Genomic DNA, 20,442 nt, shown 5'->3' with positions numbered 1-20,442 from the left:
GGTCTTCCCAAACCCCTCTGTGCGTGACGGCCCCCGGAGCGCCAACCCTACTGCTCAGTCGCCGGGTGGGACCAACCGAGGGACCCCGGGGCGCGTGATAGGGAAGAAGCTGTGACAAACGTATCCCCTTACCGCGCCGCCGATGACCGCTACGACACCATGGAATACCGGCGTACGGGCCGCAGTGGCCTGAAATTGCCGGCCATCTCCCTGGGGCTGTGGCACAACTTCGGCGACGACCGCGCCCTGGCCTCCCAGCGCGCCATCCTGCGCAGCGCCTTCGACCTGGGTGTCACCCATTTCGACCTGGCGAACAACTACGGCCCACCGCCGGGCTCCGCCGAGCTCAACTTTGGCAAGATATTCGCCCAGGATTTCCGCCCCTATCGTGACGAACTGGTCATATCCACCAAGGCCGGATACCTCATGCACCCCGGCCCGTACGGCGAGTGGGGCTCGCGCAAGTATCTGCTGTCCTCGCTCGACGCCTCGCTGAAGCGGATGGGCCTCGACTACGTCGACATCTTCTACTCGCACCGCTTCGACCCGGACACCCCGCTGGAGGAGACGATGGGCGCGCTCGCGTCCGCCGTCCAGCAGGGCAAGGCGCTGTACGTCGGTGTCTCCTCCTACACCGCCGAGCAGACCCGCGAGGCGGCCCGTATCCTGCGCGAGATGGGCATCCGGCCGCTCATCCACCAGCCCTCGTATTCGATGATCAACCGCTGGACCGAGGACGACCGGTTGCTGGACACCCTCGAGGCGGAGGGCATGGGCTGCATCGCGTTCGCCCCGCTGGCCCAGGGTCTGCTGACCGACAAGTACCTCAACGGCGTTCCCGAGGGCTCCCGGGCCTCGCAGGGCAAGTCCCTCGACCCCGCGCTCCTCACCGACGACGTCGTACGGCGGCTGCGCGGGCTGAACGAGATCGCACAGCGGCGCGGCCAGTCACTGGCCCAGCTGGCGCTGCGCTGGGTGCTGCGGGACGAGCGCATGACCTCGGCGCTGATCGGCGCGTCCAGCGTCCGGCAGCTGAAGGCGAACGTCGCCGCGCTCGACGCCCCGCCGGTGACGGAGGAGGAGCTGAAGGAGATCGAGGGCTTTGCCGTGAGCACCGAGGGCGTGAACATCTGGGCCAACCGGGGCTGAGCCCCGCGCCGAGCCCCGGGCACATAAAGCGGGCCGGTCCGTGGGGGGGATACGGACCGGCCCGAGGGGGGGATTCCACCATAGCCCCTTGCGGCGGGTGCTGAGTGCATCAGCGAGGGTGACGGCGCGCGGCGCGCTGACGGCGGGCCGCACCGCAGGCGCCGGGGCTTCCGCTCACAGACCGGCCGCCCCGGCGCCGAGGCCGCCGAGCAGCAGCCCCAGGAACGCCCCGGCCATCATGAAGGGGCCGAAGGGCAGGGCCGTCTTGCGGCCCGCCCGCCGCATCAGGAGCAGTCCGCCCCCGTACAGCGCGCCGAGCAGGAATCCGGCGAAGGCGCCCGCGAAGAGCACTGGCCATCCGTACCACCCGAGGGCGACCCCGAGGGTGAGCGCCAGCTTGACGTCGCCGAAGCCCATGCCGCTGGGATGGATCAGAAACAGCACGCCGTACGCGCCCGCGAGCGCGAGCCCGCCGAGCAGCGCCCCCGGCCAGGAGCCCGCGTGGCCGGGCAGCAGCGTGGCCGCGCCGAGGAGCGCGGCGGCCGCGCCCGGCAGGGCGAGGGTGAGTACATCGGGCAGCCGGCGTACCGCCCGGTCCACGAGCGCGAGGACGAGCAGGAAGGGCGTGAGCAGCAACCAGACCGCCAGCTCGGGCCGCGCCCCGACCGCCATGGACAGCGCCGCACCGAGGAGTGCGGTGCCGGCTGCGGTGGCCGCGCTGCCGGGTCCGTACCAGCCGGTGGCGCGTACGGGCCATTGCCCGGCGTCGTACCAGGCGCCGTCGACGCCGGCCGTCTCGGTGGCAGCCGTGACCGCACCGGCGTCCGCGGCCGCTGCGGAGGCGCCCTGGGGCGCCGGCGGTGGTCCGGTGGGCACCCCGGGCGTGCAGGCGGCGCAGCGCGCCGGCCCGAGCCAGCCGTGAACCGGACCGGTGAGTGGGTGCCCGGCCGGGCAGCCGTCCCGCCACGGCCGGCCAGGCGGGACGGTCAGCCGGTAGGCGGCCCGCGGGACGAGCAGCCCGGCGAGGCCGCCGTATCCTGCGGCGAGGACGATCAGCAACGGATCCACGCAACGACCCTACGGGCCCGGCGGGTTGTCCGTCCGTCTGGTAGAACGCTCTGCCAGGACGACCGAGGGAGAACCGCATGGGTCGCTGGCAGGACGGAAGGGCGACGCTCCGTGTCGCCGGGCCGGGAGACGCGGGGCCGGGAGACGCGGGGTCAGGAGTCGCGGGGTCAGGAGTCGCGGGGCCGGGAGTCGCGGGGCAGGGAGACGCGGGGTCAGGAGTCGCGGGGTCAGGAGTCGCGGAGCCGGGAGACGCGGGTCCGGCGATCCCGCTGGAGATCCCGCTGGAGATCGCCGCGTCCTACCGGGCCCGCACCCGCGGCCTGCTGGGCCGCGATGGCATCGACGGTGCGATCCTCCTCACCCCCGCCGGGAGCGTGCACACCTTCCGTATGCGCTTCGCCATCGACGTCGCCTATCTGACCCGCGACCTCGAGGTCATCGCCGTACGCACCATGCGACCCGGCCGCCTGGGCCTGCCGCGCCTGCGGTCCCGGCATGTGCTGGAGACGGCGGCGGGGGCGATGGAGCGCTGGGGACTGCGGGTGGGGTCGCGCGTCGAGATCGGCTAGCGAGCGAGCCGAAGGGCGCGCCCGTGTCGAAAGCGATGAGGCCAAGCGCAGCGAAGCGGAGCGCAGTGCCGAAGCGGGTCGGCAGGGGGCCCAAGCGCCCGGAGGTGAGCGAGCGACAAACCTGCGGGATGCCGTCCGCAGCGGCGGCTCTGCCGGCTACTCCTCGAAGGTGACCCGGCCGACGGCGTGGTCCGGCACCAGGTTGTCTGGGGCGGAGCCCCAGTTTCGGGAAGCCGGCGTCAGCCTCCGGCCGTGTCCTCGCGGGGGAAGGAGACCTCCACACGGCGGTTCTTCTTGCGGCCCTGTTCGGTCGCGTTGTCGGCGATCGGGTACTGCTCGCCGTAGCCGCGTACCTCGTACGTGATACCGGAGCCCAGCTCGTCCGCCAGCTGCTGCTGGACCGCGATCGCGCGCTTCTTGGACAGCACATTGCCATGGGCGGCGGACCCCAGGTTGTCCGTGAAGCCGAAGACCCGCACGCGGTGTGCGTTCTGTTTCCGGATCTCCTCGACGATCGCCTTGACCCGCGCGTGCGCCTCGTCGCCGAGCTTCGCACTGTCCTTGCCGAAGAGCACTTCCGCTTGCAGCGCGAAGGTCACGTTGGCATTGGTGTCCTCGCGGCGCTCGTCACCGCTGTCCGTCTCGACGATGGACTTGATGTTCAGCACCTTCGCCGGTGCCAGGGTCGCGCCGTCGACCATCTTCAGGTCGGGGTCTTCGGCGTCGATCTTGATGGGCGCGGTAGCGGACTCCGCGATTCCGGGCGGATCGTCGGCGAGCGCGGCGGGGGCGAGCGGCAGGTTCAGGGCTGTCGCGGCGCACAGGGCGACGGCGACTGCAGCCGTACGCGCGGATGGGTGGGTGGTCATGGGGCCGCTCACCCCGTGATCTCGATGGAGACCGTGGGCATGGACGGCAGCTGGAAGTCGACCTCGGTGACCTCGGGCGGTGGCGCGGGAAACTGAGCGAAGATGGGCCGGCTTTCCTGGGGCTTGATGCCCGTCAGCCCGGTGGTGCACAGACATTCGCCTTCCGTGTCCCGCAGCACCAGGTAGCGCTTCTTCCCCTGCTCGTCCACAAGGGTTGCTCCGGAGACCGACGATCGGGACTTCAGTTCCGTCTCGGGCGAACGCCACGCGATCGCGGTGAACGGCTTGCTGCCCTGGTTGGTCACCGTTCCCGACACCGTCACAAATCCGCCCGAGTCGCGGACCGCGGAGTGCAGGGTGATGACGATGCCGTCCGGGCCCTTGAGCTCGCCGATGACCTTGGTCGAATCCATCACCTCCTTACCCGGCCCGCCGTTCTTGGGCGCCGCGTTCTTGGACGAGCGCGGCTCCTCCTTCGTCACGCCGCCGTCTCCCCCACCGGCACCGCCGCAACCAGCCGTCATGAACATCAAACCGGATGCGACCGCGACCACGGCCACTCCCCTACACGACGCCACGGTCCGCCGAATCCTCATAACTGCCGGTCCTTTGCTCGGTGGTTCGCTGATCAGTCGGCAAGCTGCACGGTGAACAGGTCGGCCGCGTCAGGGAAGACGTCCGTACGCTCCGGGTCGATGAGCCATTCCCTGCCATCGCATTGGAGCCGGATGGTCTCGTCCTTGGCCCTGCCCGCGGGGGAATTCGGCTGCTCGGCGCTGCACCGGGGCTTGACGATGGCCTTGGCCCGCGCGGACGCGTGCCTGCTCTCCGTACCCGGGATGATCGAATCGCCCACCGTGTTGCGTGTCCTGACCTTGACGGTGAAGGACGGGGGCCCGAGGTCGGAGGCGCAGGTCGCGTCCGCGTTGTTCTTGCCCGCGAACCACTGCGCTTCCGCGCAGGCGTCGTCCGTACCCACTCCGCGCCCCTGCAGCAAGTCCTCCCAGCCGCTGCCGTCGCCCGCCGCTTTGAGAAAGCCGCTGCCCAACTGGTCCCGGTACTCCTGGGCCGCCGCCAGGGCGGCCGCATCGGCCGCGGTCTGCGCCCCGTTGCGGGTCACCGCGGCCTGGCCGACCGCGAAATAGGCGAACGCGAGGAAGAGCACGCCCGCCACCACCGTGATGTAGACGGGAAAGACCTGCCCCGCGTCACCGCACCGGCGACTGAACAGCCGGCCGGTCAGCCGCCGGTGACCTTGGCGATCTGGTCCGAGATGGCGCCGGCGATCACACCGCCGAAGTCCGTCGTCGTCAGCACCAGAACGATCGCTACGACCACCGCGATGATCCCCAGGTACTCCACCGCGGTCTGTCCGCGATCGTTCGCGGCGTAGCGCCTCCGCACACTCTGCATGCGCTGCGACATCGTGTTCCCCTCCAGGGGCGGTGGCCCCGTTATGACCGGTCGTTTGAACCCCCGTCATGCGTCGCTCGTCATCGGCGCGCTTCACACCGATTCTGTCCGCGACATGAGAAACGTACGCCGAAACACCGGGGCCGTAACAGAGTCCCCACCCAGAGTTCCGCGGATATGAGGGGACTTGATGCCTTCCGTTCCCCGTCATGGCCGCCGCCCCCTCTTCCCGTCGTCCTCCAAAAGACTGTGCCATATCAGATTGCAGAAGCGAAGGGAATTGGTTGAAGTGGCCGGTTAACGGCCGGTGATGGAGCCGAAGTCGCTCACCGAGCCGAGGAAGAAGCCCGCCACAAGCAGGATCATGGTCGCCGGGACCATGAACGTCGTGACGACGACCGTCGCCTTCGGCACCGCCCGTGCTGCCCGGCGGCGGGCGTTCTGCGCGTCCGTACGCCGCATGTCGCCTGCGATCTGGATGAGGGTGTCGACGATCGGTGAGCCCAGTTCCTCACCCTGCTGCAGTGCGGTGACGAACTGGGCGACCTGCTCCGAATCGTTGCGCTTGCGTAGCTCGTCGAAGGCCTGGCGGCGGCTGACGCCCATGTCCAGCTGGCGCAAGGTGATGCGGATCTCGTCGGCCCAGGGCCCCTCGTACTTCTCCGACACCCGGTCCAGCGCTTGCCGGAAGCTCAGCCCCGCGCTGACGACGACCGCGAGTACGTCCAGGAAGTCGGGCAGGGTCCGTTCGATCGCGTCCTTCCGCTGCCGGACGGCCGCCCAGATGCCGACCTCCGACCAGAAGAGGGCGAACGCCACGCACACGATGGCGAGCAGCAGTTGGTCGCGGAGGACCATGACGAGGGCGCCGAAGGAGCCGAGGAAGCCGTAGACGGCCCGGCGGGCGGCGTAGCGGTCGACCGTGAGGCCGCCGGGGTTGCCCGCGAGGTCGATGCGGCGGCGGACCTTCGCCACGCGCTTCTCGCCCATCAGGCGCAGCACCGTGGGCGCGTACCGCATGCCGAGCCGGTCGACGGCGGAGCCCACCACCGTCGTCCGGGTGGCGCCGACCTCCAGGGCGACGGCCAGGTCGGCGGGGAGCTGGGCCTCCCTGCGGTACAGGGCGATGCCGTAGAACACGCCCGCGGTGCACACGGCCACGGCGGTGGCCAGCAGCAGTGCCAGCATCGGCTCTCGTACTCCCCTCAGACGTCGATCTTGGACATGTGGCGGATCAGGAAGAAGCCCAGCGCGTACAGGCCGAAGGAGACGACGACCGCCACCTGACCGAGGAACGTCGACGTCATCCGGTCGATCGAGCCGGGCGCGATCCGGTCCATCAGCAGCAGCGTGCCGATGCCCATCGCCGGGACGACATACGCCGTGACGGTGACCTGTGCGAGCTGGGTACGGACCTCGCGCCGGGTCTCCTTGCGCTCCTCCAGCGTCCGGGTCAGGTTGCGCAGCGAGCCGACGACGGTGCCGCCCGCGCGGTTGGCGAGGACGAGTGTGCTGACCAGGACGACGAGCTCCCGGGAGGGCAGGCGGTCGGCGAGCTCGCCGAGGGCGTCGTCGATGGAGTGGCCGATGCTGAGCTTGTCGGCGATCTGGGCCAGCTCCTCGCCTGCCGGGGCCTCGAGTTCCTCCGCCGCCATGGCCAGCGCGGTACGGAGGGCGAGGCCGGCCTGGGTGGCGTTGGCGAGGATGCGGGAGAGGTCGGGGAGCTGGTTGATGAACTTCTCGATCCGCTTGTGGTGCTGCCAGTTGAGGAACGCGAACGCCGCCCACACGGCGGTCAGTCCCGCCAGCGGACCGAAGAAGGTCGCGAGTACGGACTCCGCGACCAGCCACAGCCCGGCGGCGATGACCAGCATGGCGACGAAGAACTCGCCAGGGGTGAGGTCGAGCCCGGTCGCCGCCAGCCGCAGTTCGAGCCGCCTGCCGAACGCGGTCTTCCGCAGCCGGCGGTCGAGCTCGGCGAAGCGCCGTCGCCGCCCGGGCCCCGCCGGCGCGTGCTGGTCGGACAACCGGTCGATGAGCTCCTGCCGCCGGGCGCGCCCCGCCCCGTACAGGTGCACCCCGGCGATGGCCAGCGCGGCGCACAGCAGCGTGCAGCCGATCGTGAACAGCGCGAGATTGTCCATGCGGCTACCCCTGCTTGGCCTCTCGGGTGGTGAGCTGGGTGGCGGACGTGGCGACGCCGAACCCGGACGGGACCGGCTCGTTCGCCAGATAGAGGCGGTCCGCGATCCGGCGCGGCAGCGGCAGCCGGATGAAGTGGCCGCGCACGATACGGTCCGCACCCAGCGGCTCGGGCTCGAAGCGGCAGACCGTCGTGATCCGGTACTCCTGCCGCCCGTACGAGTCCAGCAGCGCGATCTCGCTGATCCGCCGCGAACCGTCCGCATGCCGGGCGAGCTGCACGATGCAGTCGACCGCGCTGTTGATCTGGTCGCGCAGCGCCTCGAAGGGGACGGTCACCTCGGACATGGAGGCGAGGGTCTGCAGGCGCATCAGCGCGTCCTCGGCGCTGTTGGCGTGCACGGTGGCCAGCGAGCCGTCGTGGCCGGTGGACATGGCCTGGAGCATGTCGAGCGTCTCACCGCCGCGGACCTCGCCGACGATGATGCGGTCGGGGCGCATCCGCAGGGAGTTGCGGACCAGGTCGCGGATCGTGATCCGGCCTTTGCCCTCCACGTTGGGCGGTCGGGACTCCAGGCGGATGACGTGCGACTGCTGGAGCTGCAGCTCCGCCGCGTCCTCGACAGTGATGATCCGCTCGCCCTCGGGGATCAGGCCGGAGAGGGCGTTGAGCAACGTGGTCTTGCCGGATCCGGTGGCGCCGGAGACGACGACATTGAACTTGGCCCGTACGAGCGCGGCGAGCAGCATCAGCATCTGCTCGTCCAGGGTGCCCAGACGTACCAGTTCATGCAGCGTGTACGCGCGCGGGAAGCGGCGGATCGTCAGCGTGGGGCCGTTCAGGGCGAGCGGCGGGATGATCACGTTGACGCGCTCGCCGGAGGGCAGCCGGGCGTCGACCATCGGATTCGATTCGTCGACGCGCCGGTTGACGGTGGCGACGATCCGCTCGATGGTCTGCATCAGCTGCTCGGTGGAGGCGAAGCGCACGGGCACGAGCTCCACCCGGCCGCCGCGCTCGACGTAGACCTGGTCCGGGCCGTTGACCATGATCTCGGTGACGGAGGCGTCTTCGAGGAGGGGTTCGAGCACGCCCAGGCCCAGGGCCTCGTCGACGACGCGGCGGATGAGCTGCGCCCGTTCGGCCGTGGAGAGGACCGGGCCCTCGCGGCTGATGATGTGGCCGAGCACCCGCTCCAGCCGGGTGCGCCGCTCGTCCGCCGCGAGCGAGGACATCTCCGCGAGGTCGATCTCCTCGAGCAGCTTGGCGCGGTAGACGGCGACAAGGTGGCCGTCCCCTTGGCCCCCGCTGTTCTCCTCGGGGGCCGCGATGCGCGCCCTCAGGCTCATCTTCCTTGACTCTCCTCGGTCCTGGCTCGTAGAAGCTCGTCGGTCCGTGCCGGCGTCAGGTGCCGGGCAGACGCATGGTGGCGCTCCGCTTGGCCTCCCCGAAGCCGATGCCGGGAATGATGGACGGGATCTCGACGGCGGCGGTGGCTGTGGCCTCGTTCCCGCCTTCGGCGACGGAGATCCGGGCACCGTCGGCGAGCCAGCCGCTGATCGCCGCGCGCCCCGCCTCCTCCGGGCTGGCCAGGGGCTCGTCGAGGGAGGCGGTCCGGGCCGCGGCGCGGGCCGCCGTCCCGGCCTGCTGCGCGGTGTACGCGCCGATCCCGAGCTGTACGGCCGCCATCGCGATGGCCAGCAGGATCGGCAGGAAGCCGAGGAACTCGATCGAGACCTGGCCCCGGTCGGAGCCGGCCGCGAGTCGGGGCCGGGACCGTACACTCATGCGTTGTCCTCCTCCACCGCACCGGCCGTGCCGGTGACCGTCCACGGGAAGTCCACGGCGCCGGGGAAGAGAACCGGCACCTTGACCCGCACGGTGGCGTGCCACAGCCCACCCCCCGTACGGCAGTCGATCCCTGCACCGCCCGCCCAGGCGGAGGGCAGATCCTCCAGCGCGGCGCTGCGGCACGCTCCCGAACCGCCGCTTTCGGCGGCCGCGGCCGCCCGCGCGCCCTGGTCCGCCGAGTTGCCCGCGAGCGTGTAGGTGTAGCCGACCAGCGCGAACTGCCAGAGGAGCACCAGCACAACCAGGATCAGCGGGGTCAGTCCGAGCAGCTCGACGGAGACCTGGCCGCGGTCCCCTCCTATGGCCCTACGGCGGATCAGACCGATGGGGTGGGGCGGTCCGCCGAGCCGGTGGGCACCATGCGCGGGCCCCGGCGCGGGCGCGGCCACGGGGGCCTGGGCCTGCCGCGCCCCGGGCGGCTCGAGGAGCCCCAGCTCCCCCGCGAGCCCCCACAGCGCCTGCTTGACGGTCGACCGGCTGTCCAGGTCCTGCATCCGGCCCGAGTCGACGGCGGGCTGCAACTCCTTGTACGCGGCGGGCACCGTGGTCCGCGCCACCTTGGTGCCGCCGGCGCGTTCGATGAGCGCCGGCTGGATCTCCGTACGGCGCGTCAACCGGTTCACCACGGTCGTGGTCTCCTCCGCCTTGCGGATCTGCAGTCGGTCCCAGAGCCGTACGATCCGCTTGGCCGACCGTACGGCGATGACGTCGGGCGTGGTCACCAGTAGAGCGATGTCCGCCATCTCGATGATGGCGGCGTTGGCGTCGTTCATATGGCTGCCGCAGTCGACGACCACGACCTCGTACCGGGCGCGCAGCGCGCCGATGACCTGCCGTGCCGCCCGGTCGCTCACCTCCTCGCCGCGCTCGCCCTCCTCCGGGGCCAGCAGCAGGCCCAGTCCGGTGGGGTGGGCGAAGACCGCGTCCTGCAGCACTCGCGGCGCGATGTCGTCGATCCCGGCCAGATCGACGATGGAGCGGCGGAACTGGACGTCCAGATACGAGGCGATGTCCCCGGACTGCAGATCCAGGTCCACCAGGGCGACTTCACGCCCTGCGGCCCGGGCGGCGAGAGCCAGGTGGACGGCGGTGACCGTCGTACCGACGCCGCCCTTGGCGCCGGTGACGGCGACGAGGGTGCCGCCCGGGCCTGGCAGGGTGTCGGTGCGCACCCCGAGGTGGCGGCGCACTCCCGCCGCCCACTGCGCCGCGGCCTGCACCCGGGCCGTCAGCTCGTCGTACGACAGCGGCAGCCCGGTCAGGCCGCGCGCACCGGCGTCCATGGCGGCCGAGTACAGGGCCGGACCGGGGTCGGAGGTGGCCAGGACGACTCCGACCGCCGGGAAGCGCAGGGCGACTTCGCGGATCAGCTCCAGTGCCGGGACCGGCCCGATCCGCTCATGGACCAGGACGACCTCGGGAAGGTTGTCGATCGAGTCGTGGCCGAGCGCGGCGAGGGAGTCGAGGAGTGCGGTGGAGTCGGTGACCGGTGGTGCGGGTTCCGCATCGGGCAGCCGGCTCAGGAGTGTGGCGATGGGACGGACGGCGTCGGGGTCGCCGACCGCCGGGAGGATCCTGATCGTCACCGTTTCCCCTGCCTTACTTGTCGCCGTCGAGGGTGTAGGTCCGATCGCCCGGGCGAATGACCGTGTCGCCGCCCGGCGCGATGAGGGCGAGCCGGACATGGGAGGCGAACGACTCCGCGTAGGCGACGCGTTGGGCGTCGCGGGTCTCCAGCGCGAAGGTGATCGGGACCGCCTCGCTGCGCCGCCGGATGCCGTTGTCGGACGCTTCGAGCGCCGTGAGCTTGCCGACGTCGATCACGCGGGCGTTGCTGACGATGAGCTTGGAGACCGGCTTGGCGCCCCGGTCCCGGCCGTCGAAGGTGGCGTAGATGTTGACGGCGGAACCGGGTGTGATCTTGCCGGCGACACCGGTCGCGGCGTCGATCATGATCGCGATCTCCTGCTGGCCCGGCTGGAGGGCCGGCCGCTCCACGATCATGTCGTTCTGCAGCAGCGACCCTTTGTGCAGCGGAGTGACCGCGATCTTGCCGCGCAGCTCGCCCAGATCGGTCACGGCCGTGGCCGGCAGCCAGCGCTTGGGGATCTTCGTTTCCTCGAACTGTCCTGGATCCAGGGGCCTGTACGCAGGTATGTCCTCCTTGAGCCGGTAGGCCGTGGTCTGCGGGCCCACCTTGGACTCCACGTTCCGGATCACCGACAGAACTCCGGCGAACGCGCCGACGGCACACAGAACCGAAAGGATCAGCAGGACGAGTCCCCGGCGCTGGCGTGAATTCATGGACGGACAACCTTGAGGCTTGGACGCTCGTGGACGGCGTCGACGGACGACGGACAGTGGAGCCGGGCGCTGGGGCGTAGCTCACGGGGCCTCAGCGCACTTGGTGAGCCCCCTGCCCAGCGGGCAGCGCGCGCACTCCACGGGTGACGGCACGGCGTGCGGGAGCGCTGCGCCCGGACGCGGTGGACACCTGCGCCGAGCAGAACGCACACAGGTCGCCGATGAGTTCGAGTCCACACCAGTGGCACTCCTCCCGGCGCACGGAGGCGACGAGTTGGTAGAGCAGCGCGACATCCGGAATGGCGGCCGCGAATTCGACCAGCTTGCCGGTCCCCCACCAGCGCGCGGATCCCGCGGGCAGTACGGCCTCCTGGACGCCCTGCACCCGCCAGCCCGGGGCAAGTGTTCTGGTGACCCAGTCGGCCTCGCACCGCCCGCGCGCGTACACCAGCCGGGTGCCGAACCCGGGCCCTTCGAGGGTCTCACCGCTGCCGATCCGGACCAGCTGCGGTTGGGGATGGACCAGGGCGCCGAACTGGGAGCCGGGCAGCCAGGACTTGGCGTGTGAGCTCAGGCTCACCGGCACCCGGTCGAGCTTGGCGACGGAGTGCACAACCGCGCCCGCGTAGACGTAGTGCGTGAGCAGCCGGGCGGCCGAGGCGAGGACGCCCGGGCTGAAGTCGCAGACGGAGAGCTGGCGCAACTGGAGGGCCAGTACGGCCACGGCGAGCGGCGGCAGATCCAGGCTGAGCAGCGCGATCCGGTCGCTCTCCAGCACCGCGCGTACGGTGTGCAGCCGCCGGTGCACCTCCGCCGGCCCGGATGACGCATAGAGCACGATCACATGGCCGTGCCGCGCGAGCAGGGCGTCCATCTCCGCCAGGGCGCCCTCCAGGGGCAGCTCCTGGGGCGAGCGCAGCACGGCGGGCGGCGGCGTCTGCCGGTCGACGGGGGGAAGGACCAAGTCCGACCCGGTGACTGCTATCGCCGTTGCCACATCAGGCTCCCCGTTCACCCCGGGCGCCGGCGCGCCGGCGTCCGCAGACCGACACTGCACTGCTGCTCCTGCACCAGCACTTTATCGACGGCCTGGGCGGGAGAGAACAGTTCGCCGGTATTGGCCGATCTGATACACCGCCAGGGCGTCTCGCATACAGCCAAGGTTCATGCCGCTGAGGCTTTCACCAGAGGATGTGCGAACCCGTCCCAGGGCGCCGGCGCGGCTCCTTCAGCCGAGCAGGGCCTACCCCTGGCCGGGACGCGAGCCAACGGTTGGCCACTCAGGCGCGGCTCGCACGTCCACCGGACTGCCGTAACCGGCGGGTCCACCCCCGAGCCGGGGCCGCCGCTCCGTCCGGCGGCGGCCTCATCCGGACGCACCCTCGGCCGCATGCCCGGGCCCCGGTAACGTTTCGCCGTGACCAACGCTGCCCAGGACACCCCAGAACTCCGGCGCCGGCTCGGCCTGGCCGATGCCGTCGTCATCGGCCTCGGAGCGATGATCGGAGCCGGCATCTTCGCCGCGCTCGCGCCCGCGGCGGGCGCCGCCGGGTCCGCGCTGCTGCCCGCGCTCGCGGTCGCCGCCGTGGTCGCGTACTGCAACGCCACCTCCTCCGCCCGGCTCGCGGCCCGCTATCCGGCGTCCGGGGGCACCTACGTCTACGGACGGGAACGGCTCGGGCCGTTCTGGGGATACCTCGCCGGATGGGGCTTCGTGGTCGGGAAGACCGCCTCCTGCGCGGCGATGGCGCTGACCGTGGGCGCGTACGTGTGGCCCGCGCAGGCGCATGCGGTGGCGGTCGCCGCCGTGGTGGCGCTGACCGCCGTGAACTACGCCGGGGTGCAGAAGGCGGCCTGGCTGACCCGGGCGATCGTCGCCGTGGTGCTCGCGGTCCTGACGGCCGTGGTCGTCGCGTGCCTGAGCGCCGAGCCGGCGCCGTCGGACGCGCTGTACATGGGCCCGCACACCATGAAGGGTGGGCTGCTGCAGGCCGCGGGGCTGCTGTTCTTCGCCTTCGCCGGATACGCGCGTATCGCCACGCTCGGCGAGGAGGTCCGCGACCCGGCCCGCACCATTCCGCGCGCGATCCCGATCGCCCTCGGCATCACCCTGGTGGTGTACGCCGCCGTGGCCTACGCGGTGCTCGAGGTCCTGGGCCCGGACCGGCTGGCGGAGGCGACCGCCCCGCTGGCGGATGCCGTACGGGCCGCGGGTGTGCCCGCACTGGCGCCGGCGGTGCGCGCCGGGGCCGCAATCGCCGCCCTCGGCTCGCTGCTCGCGCTGATCCTCGGCGTCTCGCGTACCACCCTGGCCATGGCTCGCGACCGGCATCTGCCGCCCGCGCTCGCCGCCGTCCACCCGCGGTCCGGCGTCCCGCACCGGGCCGAACTGCTCGTCGGTGCCGTGGTCGCGGCGCTCGCCGCCACGGCCGACCTCCGCGGCGCGATCGGCTTCTCCTCCTTCGGGGTGCTCGTCTACTACGCGATCGCCAACGCCTCGGCCTGGACGCTCGGCCCCGAGGAAGGACGGCCGCCGCGCCTGGTACCGGCCCTCGGGCTGTGCGGCTGCCTGCTGCTCGCCTTTACGCTGCCGCTCTCGTCGGTCATCGCGGGCGCGGCGGTGCTCGCGGTGGGCGTCGCGGTGTACGGGCTGCGCCGCCTGCGTACCGCGCGCTGACGGCGGTGCCCTGCCCGTGACGGTGAGCGGCCACGGGCAGGGCACCATCTCAGACCATGAGAGACATCAGGCCGAGGCCCCTGACGGCTTGGGAAGTACGCAGCCGGGGCGGCTCAGATCGATCTTGTTGCCGGTGCCGACGCACGGGGCGATGATGTACGTCTCCTGGGCGTAGTTGGTGCCCTGACGGACCGTGACCGTGCCGCTTTCGTCGACCTCGCACGGGTTGTTGAGGGTGCAGCGCTCGCCGTCCTCGTTGCCGGTGTTGTTGACGGCCACGACCTTTCCGGTGGCGGGGTCCAGGACGGGCGAGCCGGACGTACCGCCGATGGTGTCGCAGGCGGGGGTGTAGCGGACCGAGTCCTTCCAGGTCCAGTCGGCCTCCCGCAGGCGGTAGACGAAGCCGTCGATGTTGCAGGAGTAGATCCGCTTCCAGTAGCCGGAGACCACATTGATGGCGGACCCCTGCACCGGGTGCGTAGCCGACAGCTCCAGGGCCTTGATGTGGTAGTTCTGCTCGATCTGGGCGTAGGTGCTGCCCAGTTCGTACAGCGAGATGTCGGTGTCGGTCATCGTCGCGTACGCGACCTTGGTCGCGCGCAGGGTGCCGACTTTCCGTCCGGTGGAGCCCAGCAGGCTGAAACTGCGGCTGGACGGCTTGTCGACGATGACCTGGCCCGCGCCCGGCATACCGCTCTCGAGGCAGTGGCCGTTGGACAGCACGAGCGCGTGGTCTCCGGGCTGGGAGTCGGGGGTGCGCACCACCGAGCCGGAACAGTTGCTCAGTGCGACGGTGCCCGCGAAGTCGACGGCCTTGGCCTTCGGGGCGGGGGCTGCGTCGGCCTTCGGGGCAGGGGCGGCGTCCCGGCTTGTGGCTGACGCGGGTGCGGCGCCCGTACCCGCGAGTGCCGCTCCGGTGAGGAGCAGGGTCGCGAGGGCGCCGACGAGAGGTCGTTTCATGGTGGGGGGTCCTCTCCGTACCGAAGTTCCTTCGGTTTTGGGGTCTTGTCATGTGCATTCTTGGGCTGCAAAGCCTGACAGGCAATCAAAAACTCAGGATTGTCGCCCATAAGTCGGCGAGAACCAGCCAGTATGGGTAATTGACTGTTACATGCCAGCTCTCGCCACTGGCGTGGACCCACCCCCCACATGCAGGAGACCCCATGCGACTGCGCATCCCCCGGCAGACGGGCCACCGCCCTCGCCGCCCTGTTCACCACTCGCGGCCCAGGCCGACGCAATGCCCCGCCCTGTGCGGACTCCCCCGACCGCACCGCGGCCGCCGCCGACGAGAACATACTGGTGACGGCCTGAGTCGCCACGCGCCTGGCCCACCGCGCCCGTGCCGGGCGGATGCCCGGCACGGGCGCGGTCGTACGGCTGGGTGACGCGCAGCGCGACGGAGATCAGTCAGTGACGATGTGGCTCTGCGTCAGCCGAGGACGGCGAGTGCGTCGATCTCGATGAGCAGGTCGCCGGGCAGGCCGACGTACACGGTGGTCCGGGCCGCCGGGGGCTCCTTCAGATCGGCGAAGTACTCGTCGTAGATCTGGTTGAGCTCGGCGAAGTGATCGGTGTCGGTGAGGTAGACGCGCACCATGACGACGTCCTCCCAGCTCGCATCGCCCGCTTCGAGGACCGCCTTGACGTTGGTGAGGGTCTGCAGGGTCTGCTCGCGCAGTGTGGGGCCGGCGAGAGCGGGGGTGACGCCCGGGGCCGCGGCGAGGAAGCCCACCTGGCCGGAGACCTGGAGGATGTTGCCCTTCTTCACGCCGTGGGAGAACTTGGCGGGCGGGGCGGTGTGGGTGGGGGGAGTGATCGCGGTCTTCTGGAGCTTGTCGCTCATGAAGCTGCTTCCTTCAGTGGGTTGTCACCGGCGTTGCCGGCTTTCCTGAGTACTCCCGGCTGATGGCGTCGGCCGTACGGCGCACCATCGGAAGCAGTTTAAGGAGTTCGTCGGCGCTGACGACGACATTCGGGGCAGAAACCGAGCACGCGGCGACGACCCGCCCGTCCGCCCCCCGGATGGGCGCCCCGACGCAGTTGATGGACTCCTCGTGACCGCCGAGGTCGGTGGCGTAGCCCTGTTCGCGTACCTTCGCCAGCTCGGCGAGGAAGGCCGCCGCGTTGGGGGTCGAACGGGGCGTGTACATGGGGTAGTCGAGCTTTTCGGCGACGGCGCGCCGCTCGGGCTCGGGCAGATCGGCGAGCAGCAGCTTGGCGACGGCGGCGACCGTCATCGCGACCGGCTTGCCGATCCGCGAGTACATCCGGACCGGGTAGCGGCTGTCGACCTTGTCGATGTAGAGGACTTCGTTCTCCTCGTACACCGCGAGGTGGACGGTGTGCCCGCATTTCTCGTTGAGTTCGACGAGATGGGGGTGCGCGATCTCGCGTACGTCGAGGTTCTCCATGGCCTGCTGGGCGAGGGCGAAGAGGCGGGCGCCGAGGCGGTAGCGCTGGTCCTGCTGGCGGTAGACCATCCCGTGCTCGTGCAGGGTGCGCAGCAGGCGCAGGGCGGTCGACTTGTGGACGCCGAGCCGCTGGGCCACCTGTTCCAGGTTGGCGGGGCCCTCTGCCAGCAGCGGCAGGATGGTGAGCGCGCGATCGACGGTCTGACTCATGGGGTACCTGCCTCTGCCTGTGGCGTTCCAGCCCTGCCGCCCGTCCAGCCGGGGCCGAGACGCAGTGTGCCCCAGGCCGTGTCGTCGAGCCCGGCGAGGCGGTCGGCGTGGCTGCGGGCGGGCGGGATGCCGAGGTCGCCGGGGACGGTGAGGGAGGCGGCGGCCATCAGGTGCCCGTGGCGCAGGCGCTGCACGGCGGGGAGGCCGCGCAGGGTGGCGGAGAGGAACCCGGCGGCGAAGGCGTCGCCGGCGCCGACGGAGGCAACGACGTCGACCTTCAGCGCGGGGCAGAAGACGGTCTCGTCGGTGCCGTCCGGGCGGCGGGCGTAGACGGTGGCGCCTCGGCCGCCGTGCTTGACGACCAGGGTGTCGACGTCGGGGAGCGCGGCCCGTACGGCACCGGGGCCGCGCAGTCCCCAGGCGGCCGCGGCCTCGTCCTCCCCGACGAAGACGAGGTCGCAGCCGCGCGCGAGTTCGACCAGGACCTCCGGGCCTTCGGGCGCGCCCAGCCACAGGCCGGCGCGGTGGTTGACGTCGAAGGAGACCAGCGGGCGGCCGGGGCGGCGCTCGGTGAGGTCGCGCATCAGGGCGAGGCAGTCGGGGGAGAGCGCGGCGGTGATCCCGCTGAGGTGGAGGATCCGGCCGGACCAGGCTTGTTCGCGCGGCATGAGTGCGCGGGACATGGCGGCGGCGGCCGAGCCGGTGCGGTAGTAGACGACCTCGAGGTCCTGGCCGCGCTCGCCCGCCGTACGGAAGTAGATGCCGGTGGGGCGGGCCGGGTCGCGCTGGACGGCGGAGGTGTCCACTCCGGTAGCGGCGATCGCCTCCAGGAGGTGCTCGCCGAAGCCGTCGGCGCCGACGCGGCTCAGCCACCGTGCGCTGTGCCCGGCACCGGCCAGAGCGCAGGCGACGTTCGACTCCGCTCCGCCGATCCCGCGCTCGAAGGCGGGCACGCCGGCGAGGCGGCCCGGGCGCGAGGGCACGAAGGTGACCATGGACTCACCCAGGCAGACGACGTCGACGGGAGGAAGTGCGGCCACGGCGGCTTCTCGCTCCTTGCGCTCGCTCGGTGGGCGGGCAGATGGTGGGCGCGGGAGGGGTGCTGGCCACCGTTGACCCGGCGGTCGGCAGGATGTTAGACACCACCGACGCCATACGCAATGAAAGTTGCATATGTTGCAACGACTTTTACGGGAGGCTTTATGGCCGTCGGCAATGCCGTCACCCGCCTGGCTGACGAGGTGGTCGACCACCGCTTCAAGGCCCTGCCACCGGACGCCGACGGCAGCACGGTCGGCGCGCTCGCCGCGGAGCGCCGCTCCCTGTTCAACGGCGGCTTCATCACGCCCGTGTTGGTCCTGTCCGCCGAGGCGGTGGAGCACAACCTCGGGCTCATGGAGCACTACGCCACCCGGCACGGGCTGGCCTTCGCCCCGCACGGCAAGACCTGCATGGCCCCGCAGTTGTTCGAGCGTCAACTCGCACACGGCGCATGGGGGATCACCGCAGCGGTGCCACACCAGGTCCGCGTCTACCGCGCCTTCGGCATCCAGCGGATCTTCCTCGCCAACGAACTCGTCGACGCGGTGGCGCTGCGCTGGCTCGCCGGACAGCTGGACGCGGATCCTGACTTCCGCTTCGTCTGCTATGTCGACTCGGTGCGCGGCGTGGAGCTGATGCACCAGGCACTCGCCGCCTGCGGAGCGCGCCGTCCGGTCGACGTGGTGGTCGAGCTGGGCGCGGGCGCGGGGGCTCGTACGGGGGCGCGTACGGAAGGCGAGTGCGCGGCGGTCGCCGACGCGGTGGCGGGTACGGGGACGCTGCGGCTGGTCGGCGTGGCGGGGTACGAGGGCGACGTGCCGCAGGCCGGCAGGGAGCCTGTGACGGCCTGGCTGCGCCGACTCCTCACGGTGGTCGCCGAGTTCGACCAGGCGGGACGGTTCCAAGGGACGGATGAGATCGTGCTCAGCGCGGGCGGAAGCGCGTGGTTCGACGCGGTCGCGGAGGTCTTCGCGGACGTGCCGGAGCTGTCCCGTCCGGTGCTCAAGCTGCTGCGCTCCGGAGCGTACGTGTCGCACGACGACGGCCACTACCGGCGTCTGACGCCGTTCAACCGGGTGCCACAGGAGGGGGCGTTGGAGCCGGCCTTCCGGCTGTGGGCACAGGTCGTGTCGCGGCCGGAGCCGGGCCAGGCTTTTCTGAACGCGGGCAAACGGGATGCGGCGTACGACCTGGACCTGCCGGAGCCACAGGTCGTACGGTCCGCGCGCGACGGTTCGGTACGGCCCGCGGCCGGGCTCGCGGTGACGGGGCTGTCCGACCAGCACGCGTGGGTGAAGGTGGCGGATGGGGTTGATCTGGAGGCCGGCGACTGGGTGGGGATGGGCCTGTCCCATCCGTGCACGTCCTTCGACAAGTGGCAGCTGATCCCTCTGGTCGAGGCGGACGGCACGGTGACGGACTTCATCCGCACGTTCTTCTAGCCGACCCGCCCGCCCTTTTGTGGGGGCTCGCTCCCACACCCCGGGGCCGGGGGCTCCGTGCGCCCGGACACGCGGACGCTGCCGACGGGTATTCCGTACGTACTCATCGACGACGTACTCATCGACGGCCACTTCGTCATCGAGGACGGCCGCCGGACCGACATCTCGCGGGACGGGCGATCCGGCGCTCCGGCCTCCGGTGAGACCCGGCGTTCAGCCCACGCCGTGCGGGCGGAACTGGATGCTGATGCGCGGTCCGGTCGCCCGTGTGCTCTTGGGGATCGCATGCTCCCAGGTCCGCTGGCAGGAGCCGCCCATCACGATCAGATCGCCGTGTCCGAGCGGCCGGCGCACCTGGGTGCCCCCACCGCGGCGCGGACGCAGCAGCAGGTCGCGCGGCGCGCCCACGGACAGGATGGCGACCATGGTGTCCTGCCGGGCGCCCCGGCCGATCCGGTCGCCGTGCCAGGCGACGCTGTCGCGGCCGTCACGGTAGTAGCAGAGCCCGGCCGTGGTGAACGGTTCACCGAGCTCGGCGGCGTAGTAGGCAGACAGCACTTCCCGCGCCTCGTCCAGGACGGGGTGCGGCAGCCGGTCCTCGGCGCCGTAGAAGGCGAGCAGCCGGGGTACGTCGACCACGTTGTCGTACATCTGCCGCCGCTCGGCCCGCCAGGGCACCTTGGTGGCGAGCTGCGTGAACAGCGCGTCGGCGCCGCTCAGCCAGCCGGGCAGCAGGTCGATCCAGGCCCCGTTCCCGAGCACGGTCCTGCGTATGCCGTCCAGCGGACCGAGGCGGACGTCGTCGCCCTGGTCGAAGAGCGAGCCCTGGAGGTACGCGGACACCGTTTCAGGGTAACCACAGAACCGAACGCGTGCCCTATTAAGCCGTCCGCCCTGGCGGTGGCCACCAGGGCGGACGGCGGTACTCCTACGGCCCGGTCCTGCTACGGCATGGCCGTCTTCCAGAGCCCCGTCCGTGCGTGGCGACGTACACCTCGCGGCCGTCAGGGCTCGGCGTCAGATAGACGGCGGGCGCGGGTCGGCAGGCTGGTGCCGAGCCGCTGCCAGTGCCCGTACGCACCGCGCGGTCACTGGTGAACACACCCAGGTCGGTGGCGACCACCAGCGTGCCGTCGCCACTGACCAGCAGGGCGTTGGCCGGGGCGTCCGGGAAGGAGTCGGCAGCCGAGGCGGCACCACTGAGGTCCTGCCAGGTCACCCGCCGTCCGTCGTTTTGCCCCGCCGCACTGAACAACGCCCCCAGTCTGGCTTATGGGCCGGGCAGGGGGCGG

Annotated in this window: 23 protein-coding genes; 5 read left to right on the top strand and 18 right to left on the bottom strand. The window is 71.2% G+C overall.

Translation table 11 applies throughout. The features are described from left to right. Positions 1-111: 111 nt before the first annotated feature. Positions 112-1,149: an L-glyceraldehyde 3-phosphate reductase gene (mgrA, locus tag ACY34J_RS13270; RefSeq protein ID WP_462726611.1), complete on the top strand. Its 1,038-nt coding sequence runs from the start codon at positions 112-114 to the stop codon at positions 1,147-1,149. Between the two features lie 174 nt (positions 1,150-1,323). On the opposite strand, the gene ACY34J_RS13265 is transcribed toward mgrA, so the two are convergent. Further along, the gene (locus ACY34J_RS13265) at positions 1,324-2,217 is read right to left on the bottom strand and encodes a prepilin peptidase (RefSeq protein WP_462726612.1); all 894 of its coding nucleotides are present in this window, start codon (positions 2,215-2,217) and stop codon (positions 1,324-1,326) included. A gap of 263 nt (positions 2,218-2,480) precedes the next feature. Between ACY34J_RS13265 and ACY34J_RS13260 the strand changes: the two genes are divergently transcribed. Further along, a complete protein-coding gene (locus ACY34J_RS13260; protein ID WP_462726673.1) occupies positions 2,481-2,786 on the top strand; it encodes a DUF192 domain-containing protein in 306 nt (101 codons plus the stop codon). Between the two features lie 239 nt (positions 2,787-3,025). Here the strand turns inward: ACY34J_RS13260 and ACY34J_RS13255 are convergent, their stop codons facing one another. From ACY34J_RS13255 to ACY34J_RS13205, 11 genes are all read right to left on the bottom strand, one after another. Then, positions 3,026-3,655 (bottom strand): OmpA family protein, encoded by a 630-nt coding sequence (locus ACY34J_RS13255; RefSeq protein WP_462726613.1) that lies wholly within the window; start codon positions 3,653-3,655, stop codon positions 3,026-3,028. A gap of 8 nt (positions 3,656-3,663) precedes the next feature. Continuing rightward, positions 3,664-4,251, bottom strand: coding sequence for a hypothetical protein (locus ACY34J_RS13250; RefSeq protein WP_462726614.1), 588 nt, complete (start codon positions 4,249-4,251; stop codon positions 3,664-3,666). A 32-nt stretch (positions 4,252-4,283) separates the two neighbouring features. After that, positions 4,284-4,886: a pilus assembly protein TadG-related protein gene (locus ACY34J_RS13245; RefSeq protein ID WP_462761960.1), complete on the bottom strand. Its 603-nt coding sequence runs from the start codon at positions 4,884-4,886 to the stop codon at positions 4,284-4,286. Positions 4,887-4,894: 8 nt separating this feature from the next. Next, a complete protein-coding gene (locus tag ACY34J_RS13240) occupies positions 4,895-5,068 on the bottom strand; it encodes a hypothetical protein (RefSeq protein WP_462726675.1) in 174 nt (57 codons plus the stop codon). Positions 5,069-5,365: 297 nt separating this feature from the next. Then, complete coding sequence (locus ACY34J_RS13235; protein WP_462726615.1) at positions 5,366-6,256, bottom strand: DUF5936 domain-containing protein; 891 nt, start codon at positions 6,254-6,256, stop codon at positions 5,366-5,368. A gap of 17 nt (positions 6,257-6,273) precedes the next feature. Then, positions 6,274-7,212, bottom strand: coding sequence for a type II secretion system F family protein (locus ACY34J_RS13230; RefSeq protein WP_462726616.1), 939 nt, complete (start codon positions 7,210-7,212; stop codon positions 6,274-6,276). 4 nt (positions 7,213-7,216) lie between these two features. Further along, positions 7,217-8,560, bottom strand: a complete 1,344-nt coding sequence (locus ACY34J_RS13225) for a CpaF family protein (RefSeq protein WP_462726617.1) — start codon at positions 8,558-8,560, stop codon at positions 7,217-7,219. 55 nt (positions 8,561-8,615) lie between these two features. Continuing rightward, on the bottom strand, positions 8,616-8,999 hold the full coding sequence (locus ACY34J_RS13220; RefSeq protein ID WP_462726618.1) for a TadE/TadG family type IV pilus assembly protein: 384 nt from the start codon (positions 8,997-8,999) through the stop codon (positions 8,616-8,618). Beyond that, the gene (locus tag ACY34J_RS13215; protein WP_462726619.1) at positions 8,996-10,648 is read right to left on the bottom strand and encodes an AAA family ATPase; all 1,653 of its coding nucleotides are present in this window, start codon (positions 10,646-10,648) and stop codon (positions 8,996-8,998) included. Before ACY34J_RS13215 ends, ACY34J_RS13220 begins: the two co-directional genes overlap by 4 nt. A gap of 13 nt (positions 10,649-10,661) precedes the next feature. Next, positions 10,662-11,366 (bottom strand): Flp pilus assembly protein CpaB, encoded by a 705-nt coding sequence (gene cpaB, locus ACY34J_RS13210; protein WP_462726620.1) that lies wholly within the window; start codon positions 11,364-11,366, stop codon positions 10,662-10,664. A gap of 91 nt (positions 11,367-11,457) precedes the next feature. Beyond that, entirely contained in the window at positions 11,458-12,363 is a 906-nt protein-coding gene (locus ACY34J_RS13205; protein WP_462726621.1) for a hypothetical protein, read from the bottom strand. 420 nt (positions 12,364-12,783) lie between these two features. Here ACY34J_RS13205 and ACY34J_RS13200 point away from each other — a divergent pair, with 420 nt between their 5' ends. Next, a complete protein-coding gene (locus ACY34J_RS13200) occupies positions 12,784-14,043 on the top strand; it encodes an APC family permease (RefSeq protein WP_462726622.1) in 1,260 nt (419 codons plus the stop codon). Between the two features lie 66 nt (positions 14,044-14,109). On the opposite strand, the gene ACY34J_RS13195 is transcribed toward ACY34J_RS13200, so the two are convergent. Then, entirely contained in the window at positions 14,110-15,003 is an 894-nt protein-coding gene (locus ACY34J_RS13195; RefSeq protein WP_462726623.1) for a S1 family peptidase, read from the bottom strand. 189 nt (positions 15,004-15,192) lie between these two features. Between ACY34J_RS13195 and ACY34J_RS13190 the strand changes: the two genes are divergently transcribed. Next, positions 15,193-15,357, top strand: coding sequence for a hypothetical protein (locus tag ACY34J_RS13190; RefSeq protein WP_462726624.1), 165 nt, complete (start codon positions 15,193-15,195; stop codon positions 15,355-15,357). 118 nt (positions 15,358-15,475) lie between these two features. On the opposite strand, the gene ACY34J_RS13185 is transcribed toward ACY34J_RS13190, so the two are convergent. From ACY34J_RS13185 to ACY34J_RS13175, 3 genes are read right to left on the bottom strand one after another with little or no spacing between them, the layout of a single operon-like run. Beyond that, positions 15,476-15,889, bottom strand: coding sequence for a RidA family protein (locus ACY34J_RS13185; RefSeq protein WP_462726625.1), 414 nt, complete (start codon positions 15,887-15,889; stop codon positions 15,476-15,478). A gap of 13 nt (positions 15,890-15,902) precedes the next feature. Next, complete coding sequence (locus tag ACY34J_RS13180) at positions 15,903-16,667, bottom strand: IclR family transcriptional regulator (protein WP_462726626.1); 765 nt, start codon at positions 16,665-16,667, stop codon at positions 15,903-15,905. After that, positions 16,664-17,707, bottom strand: a complete 1,044-nt coding sequence (locus ACY34J_RS13175) for a sugar kinase (protein WP_462726627.1) — start codon at positions 17,705-17,707, stop codon at positions 16,664-16,666. Before ACY34J_RS13175 ends, ACY34J_RS13180 begins: the two co-directional genes overlap by 4 nt. 162 nt (positions 17,708-17,869) lie before the next feature. Here ACY34J_RS13175 and ACY34J_RS13170 point away from each other — a divergent pair, with 162 nt between their 5' ends. After that, on the top strand, positions 17,870-19,150 hold the full coding sequence (locus tag ACY34J_RS13170) for an alanine racemase (RefSeq protein ID WP_462726628.1): 1,281 nt from the start codon (positions 17,870-17,872) through the stop codon (positions 19,148-19,150). 213 nt (positions 19,151-19,363) lie between these two features. On the opposite strand, the gene ACY34J_RS13165 is transcribed toward ACY34J_RS13170, so the two are convergent. Together ACY34J_RS13165 and ACY34J_RS13160 are read right to left on the bottom strand one after the other, a co-directional pair. Then, positions 19,364-19,993, bottom strand: coding sequence for an alpha-ketoglutarate-dependent dioxygenase AlkB (locus tag ACY34J_RS13165; protein ID WP_462726629.1), 630 nt, complete (start codon positions 19,991-19,993; stop codon positions 19,364-19,366). 85 nt (positions 19,994-20,078) lie between these two features. Further along, positions 20,079-20,369 carry a hypothetical protein gene (locus tag ACY34J_RS13160; RefSeq protein ID WP_462726630.1) on the bottom strand — a complete coding sequence of 97 codons (291 nt, stop codon included), beginning with the start codon at positions 20,367-20,369 and terminating at the stop codon, positions 20,079-20,081. Between the last annotated feature and the right edge of the window lie 73 nt (positions 20,370-20,442).

Source organism: Streptomyces sp. HSS9-12, assembly GCF_054963655.1.
The sequence above is the reverse complement of the archived record's forward strand: the minus strand, read 5'-3'. Positions and strand labels throughout refer to the sequence as shown.

Coding starts and splice junctions, on each gene's coding strand:
- ACY34J_RS13195 (WP_462726623.1), bottom strand. CDS start 15,003: ATGAAACGACCTCTCGTCGGCGCCCTCGCGACCCTGCTCCTCACCGGA.
- ACY34J_RS13180 (WP_462726626.1), bottom strand. CDS start 16,667: ATGAGTCAGACCGTCGATCGCGCGCTCACCATCCTGCCGCTGCTGGCA.
- ACY34J_RS13185 (WP_462726625.1), bottom strand. CDS start 15,889: ATGAGCGACAAGCTCCAGAAGACCGCGATCACTCCCCCCACCCACACC.
- ACY34J_RS13170 (WP_462726628.1), top strand. CDS start 17,870: ATGGCCGTCGGCAATGCCGTCACCCGCCTGGCTGACGAGGTGGTCGAC.
- ACY34J_RS13235 (WP_462726615.1), bottom strand. CDS start 6,256: ATGCTGGCACTGCTGCTGGCCACCGCCGTGGCCGTGTGCACCGCGGGC.
- ACY34J_RS13240 (WP_462726675.1), bottom strand. CDS start 5,068: ATGCAGAGTGTGCGGAGGCGCTACGCCGCGAACGATCGCGGACAGACC.
- ACY34J_RS13190 (WP_462726624.1), top strand. CDS start 15,193: ATGCAGGAGACCCCATGCGACTGCGCATCCCCCGGCAGACGGGCCACC.
- ACY34J_RS13220 (WP_462726618.1), bottom strand. CDS start 8,999: ATGAGTGTACGGTCCCGGCCCCGACTCGCGGCCGGCTCCGACCGGGGC.
- ACY34J_RS13250 (WP_462726614.1), bottom strand. CDS start 4,251: ATGAGGATTCGGCGGACCGTGGCGTCGTGTAGGGGAGTGGCCGTGGTC.
- ACY34J_RS13230 (WP_462726616.1), bottom strand. CDS start 7,212: ATGGACAATCTCGCGCTGTTCACGATCGGCTGCACGCTGCTGTGCGCC.
- cpaB (WP_462726620.1), bottom strand. CDS start 11,366: ATGAATTCACGCCAGCGCCGGGGACTCGTCCTGCTGATCCTTTCGGTT.
- ACY34J_RS13255 (WP_462726613.1), bottom strand. CDS start 3,655: ATGACCACCCACCCATCCGCGCGTACGGCTGCAGTCGCCGTCGCCCTG.
- ACY34J_RS13225 (WP_462726617.1), bottom strand. CDS start 8,560: ATGAGCCTGAGGGCGCGCATCGCGGCCCCCGAGGAGAACAGCGGGGGC.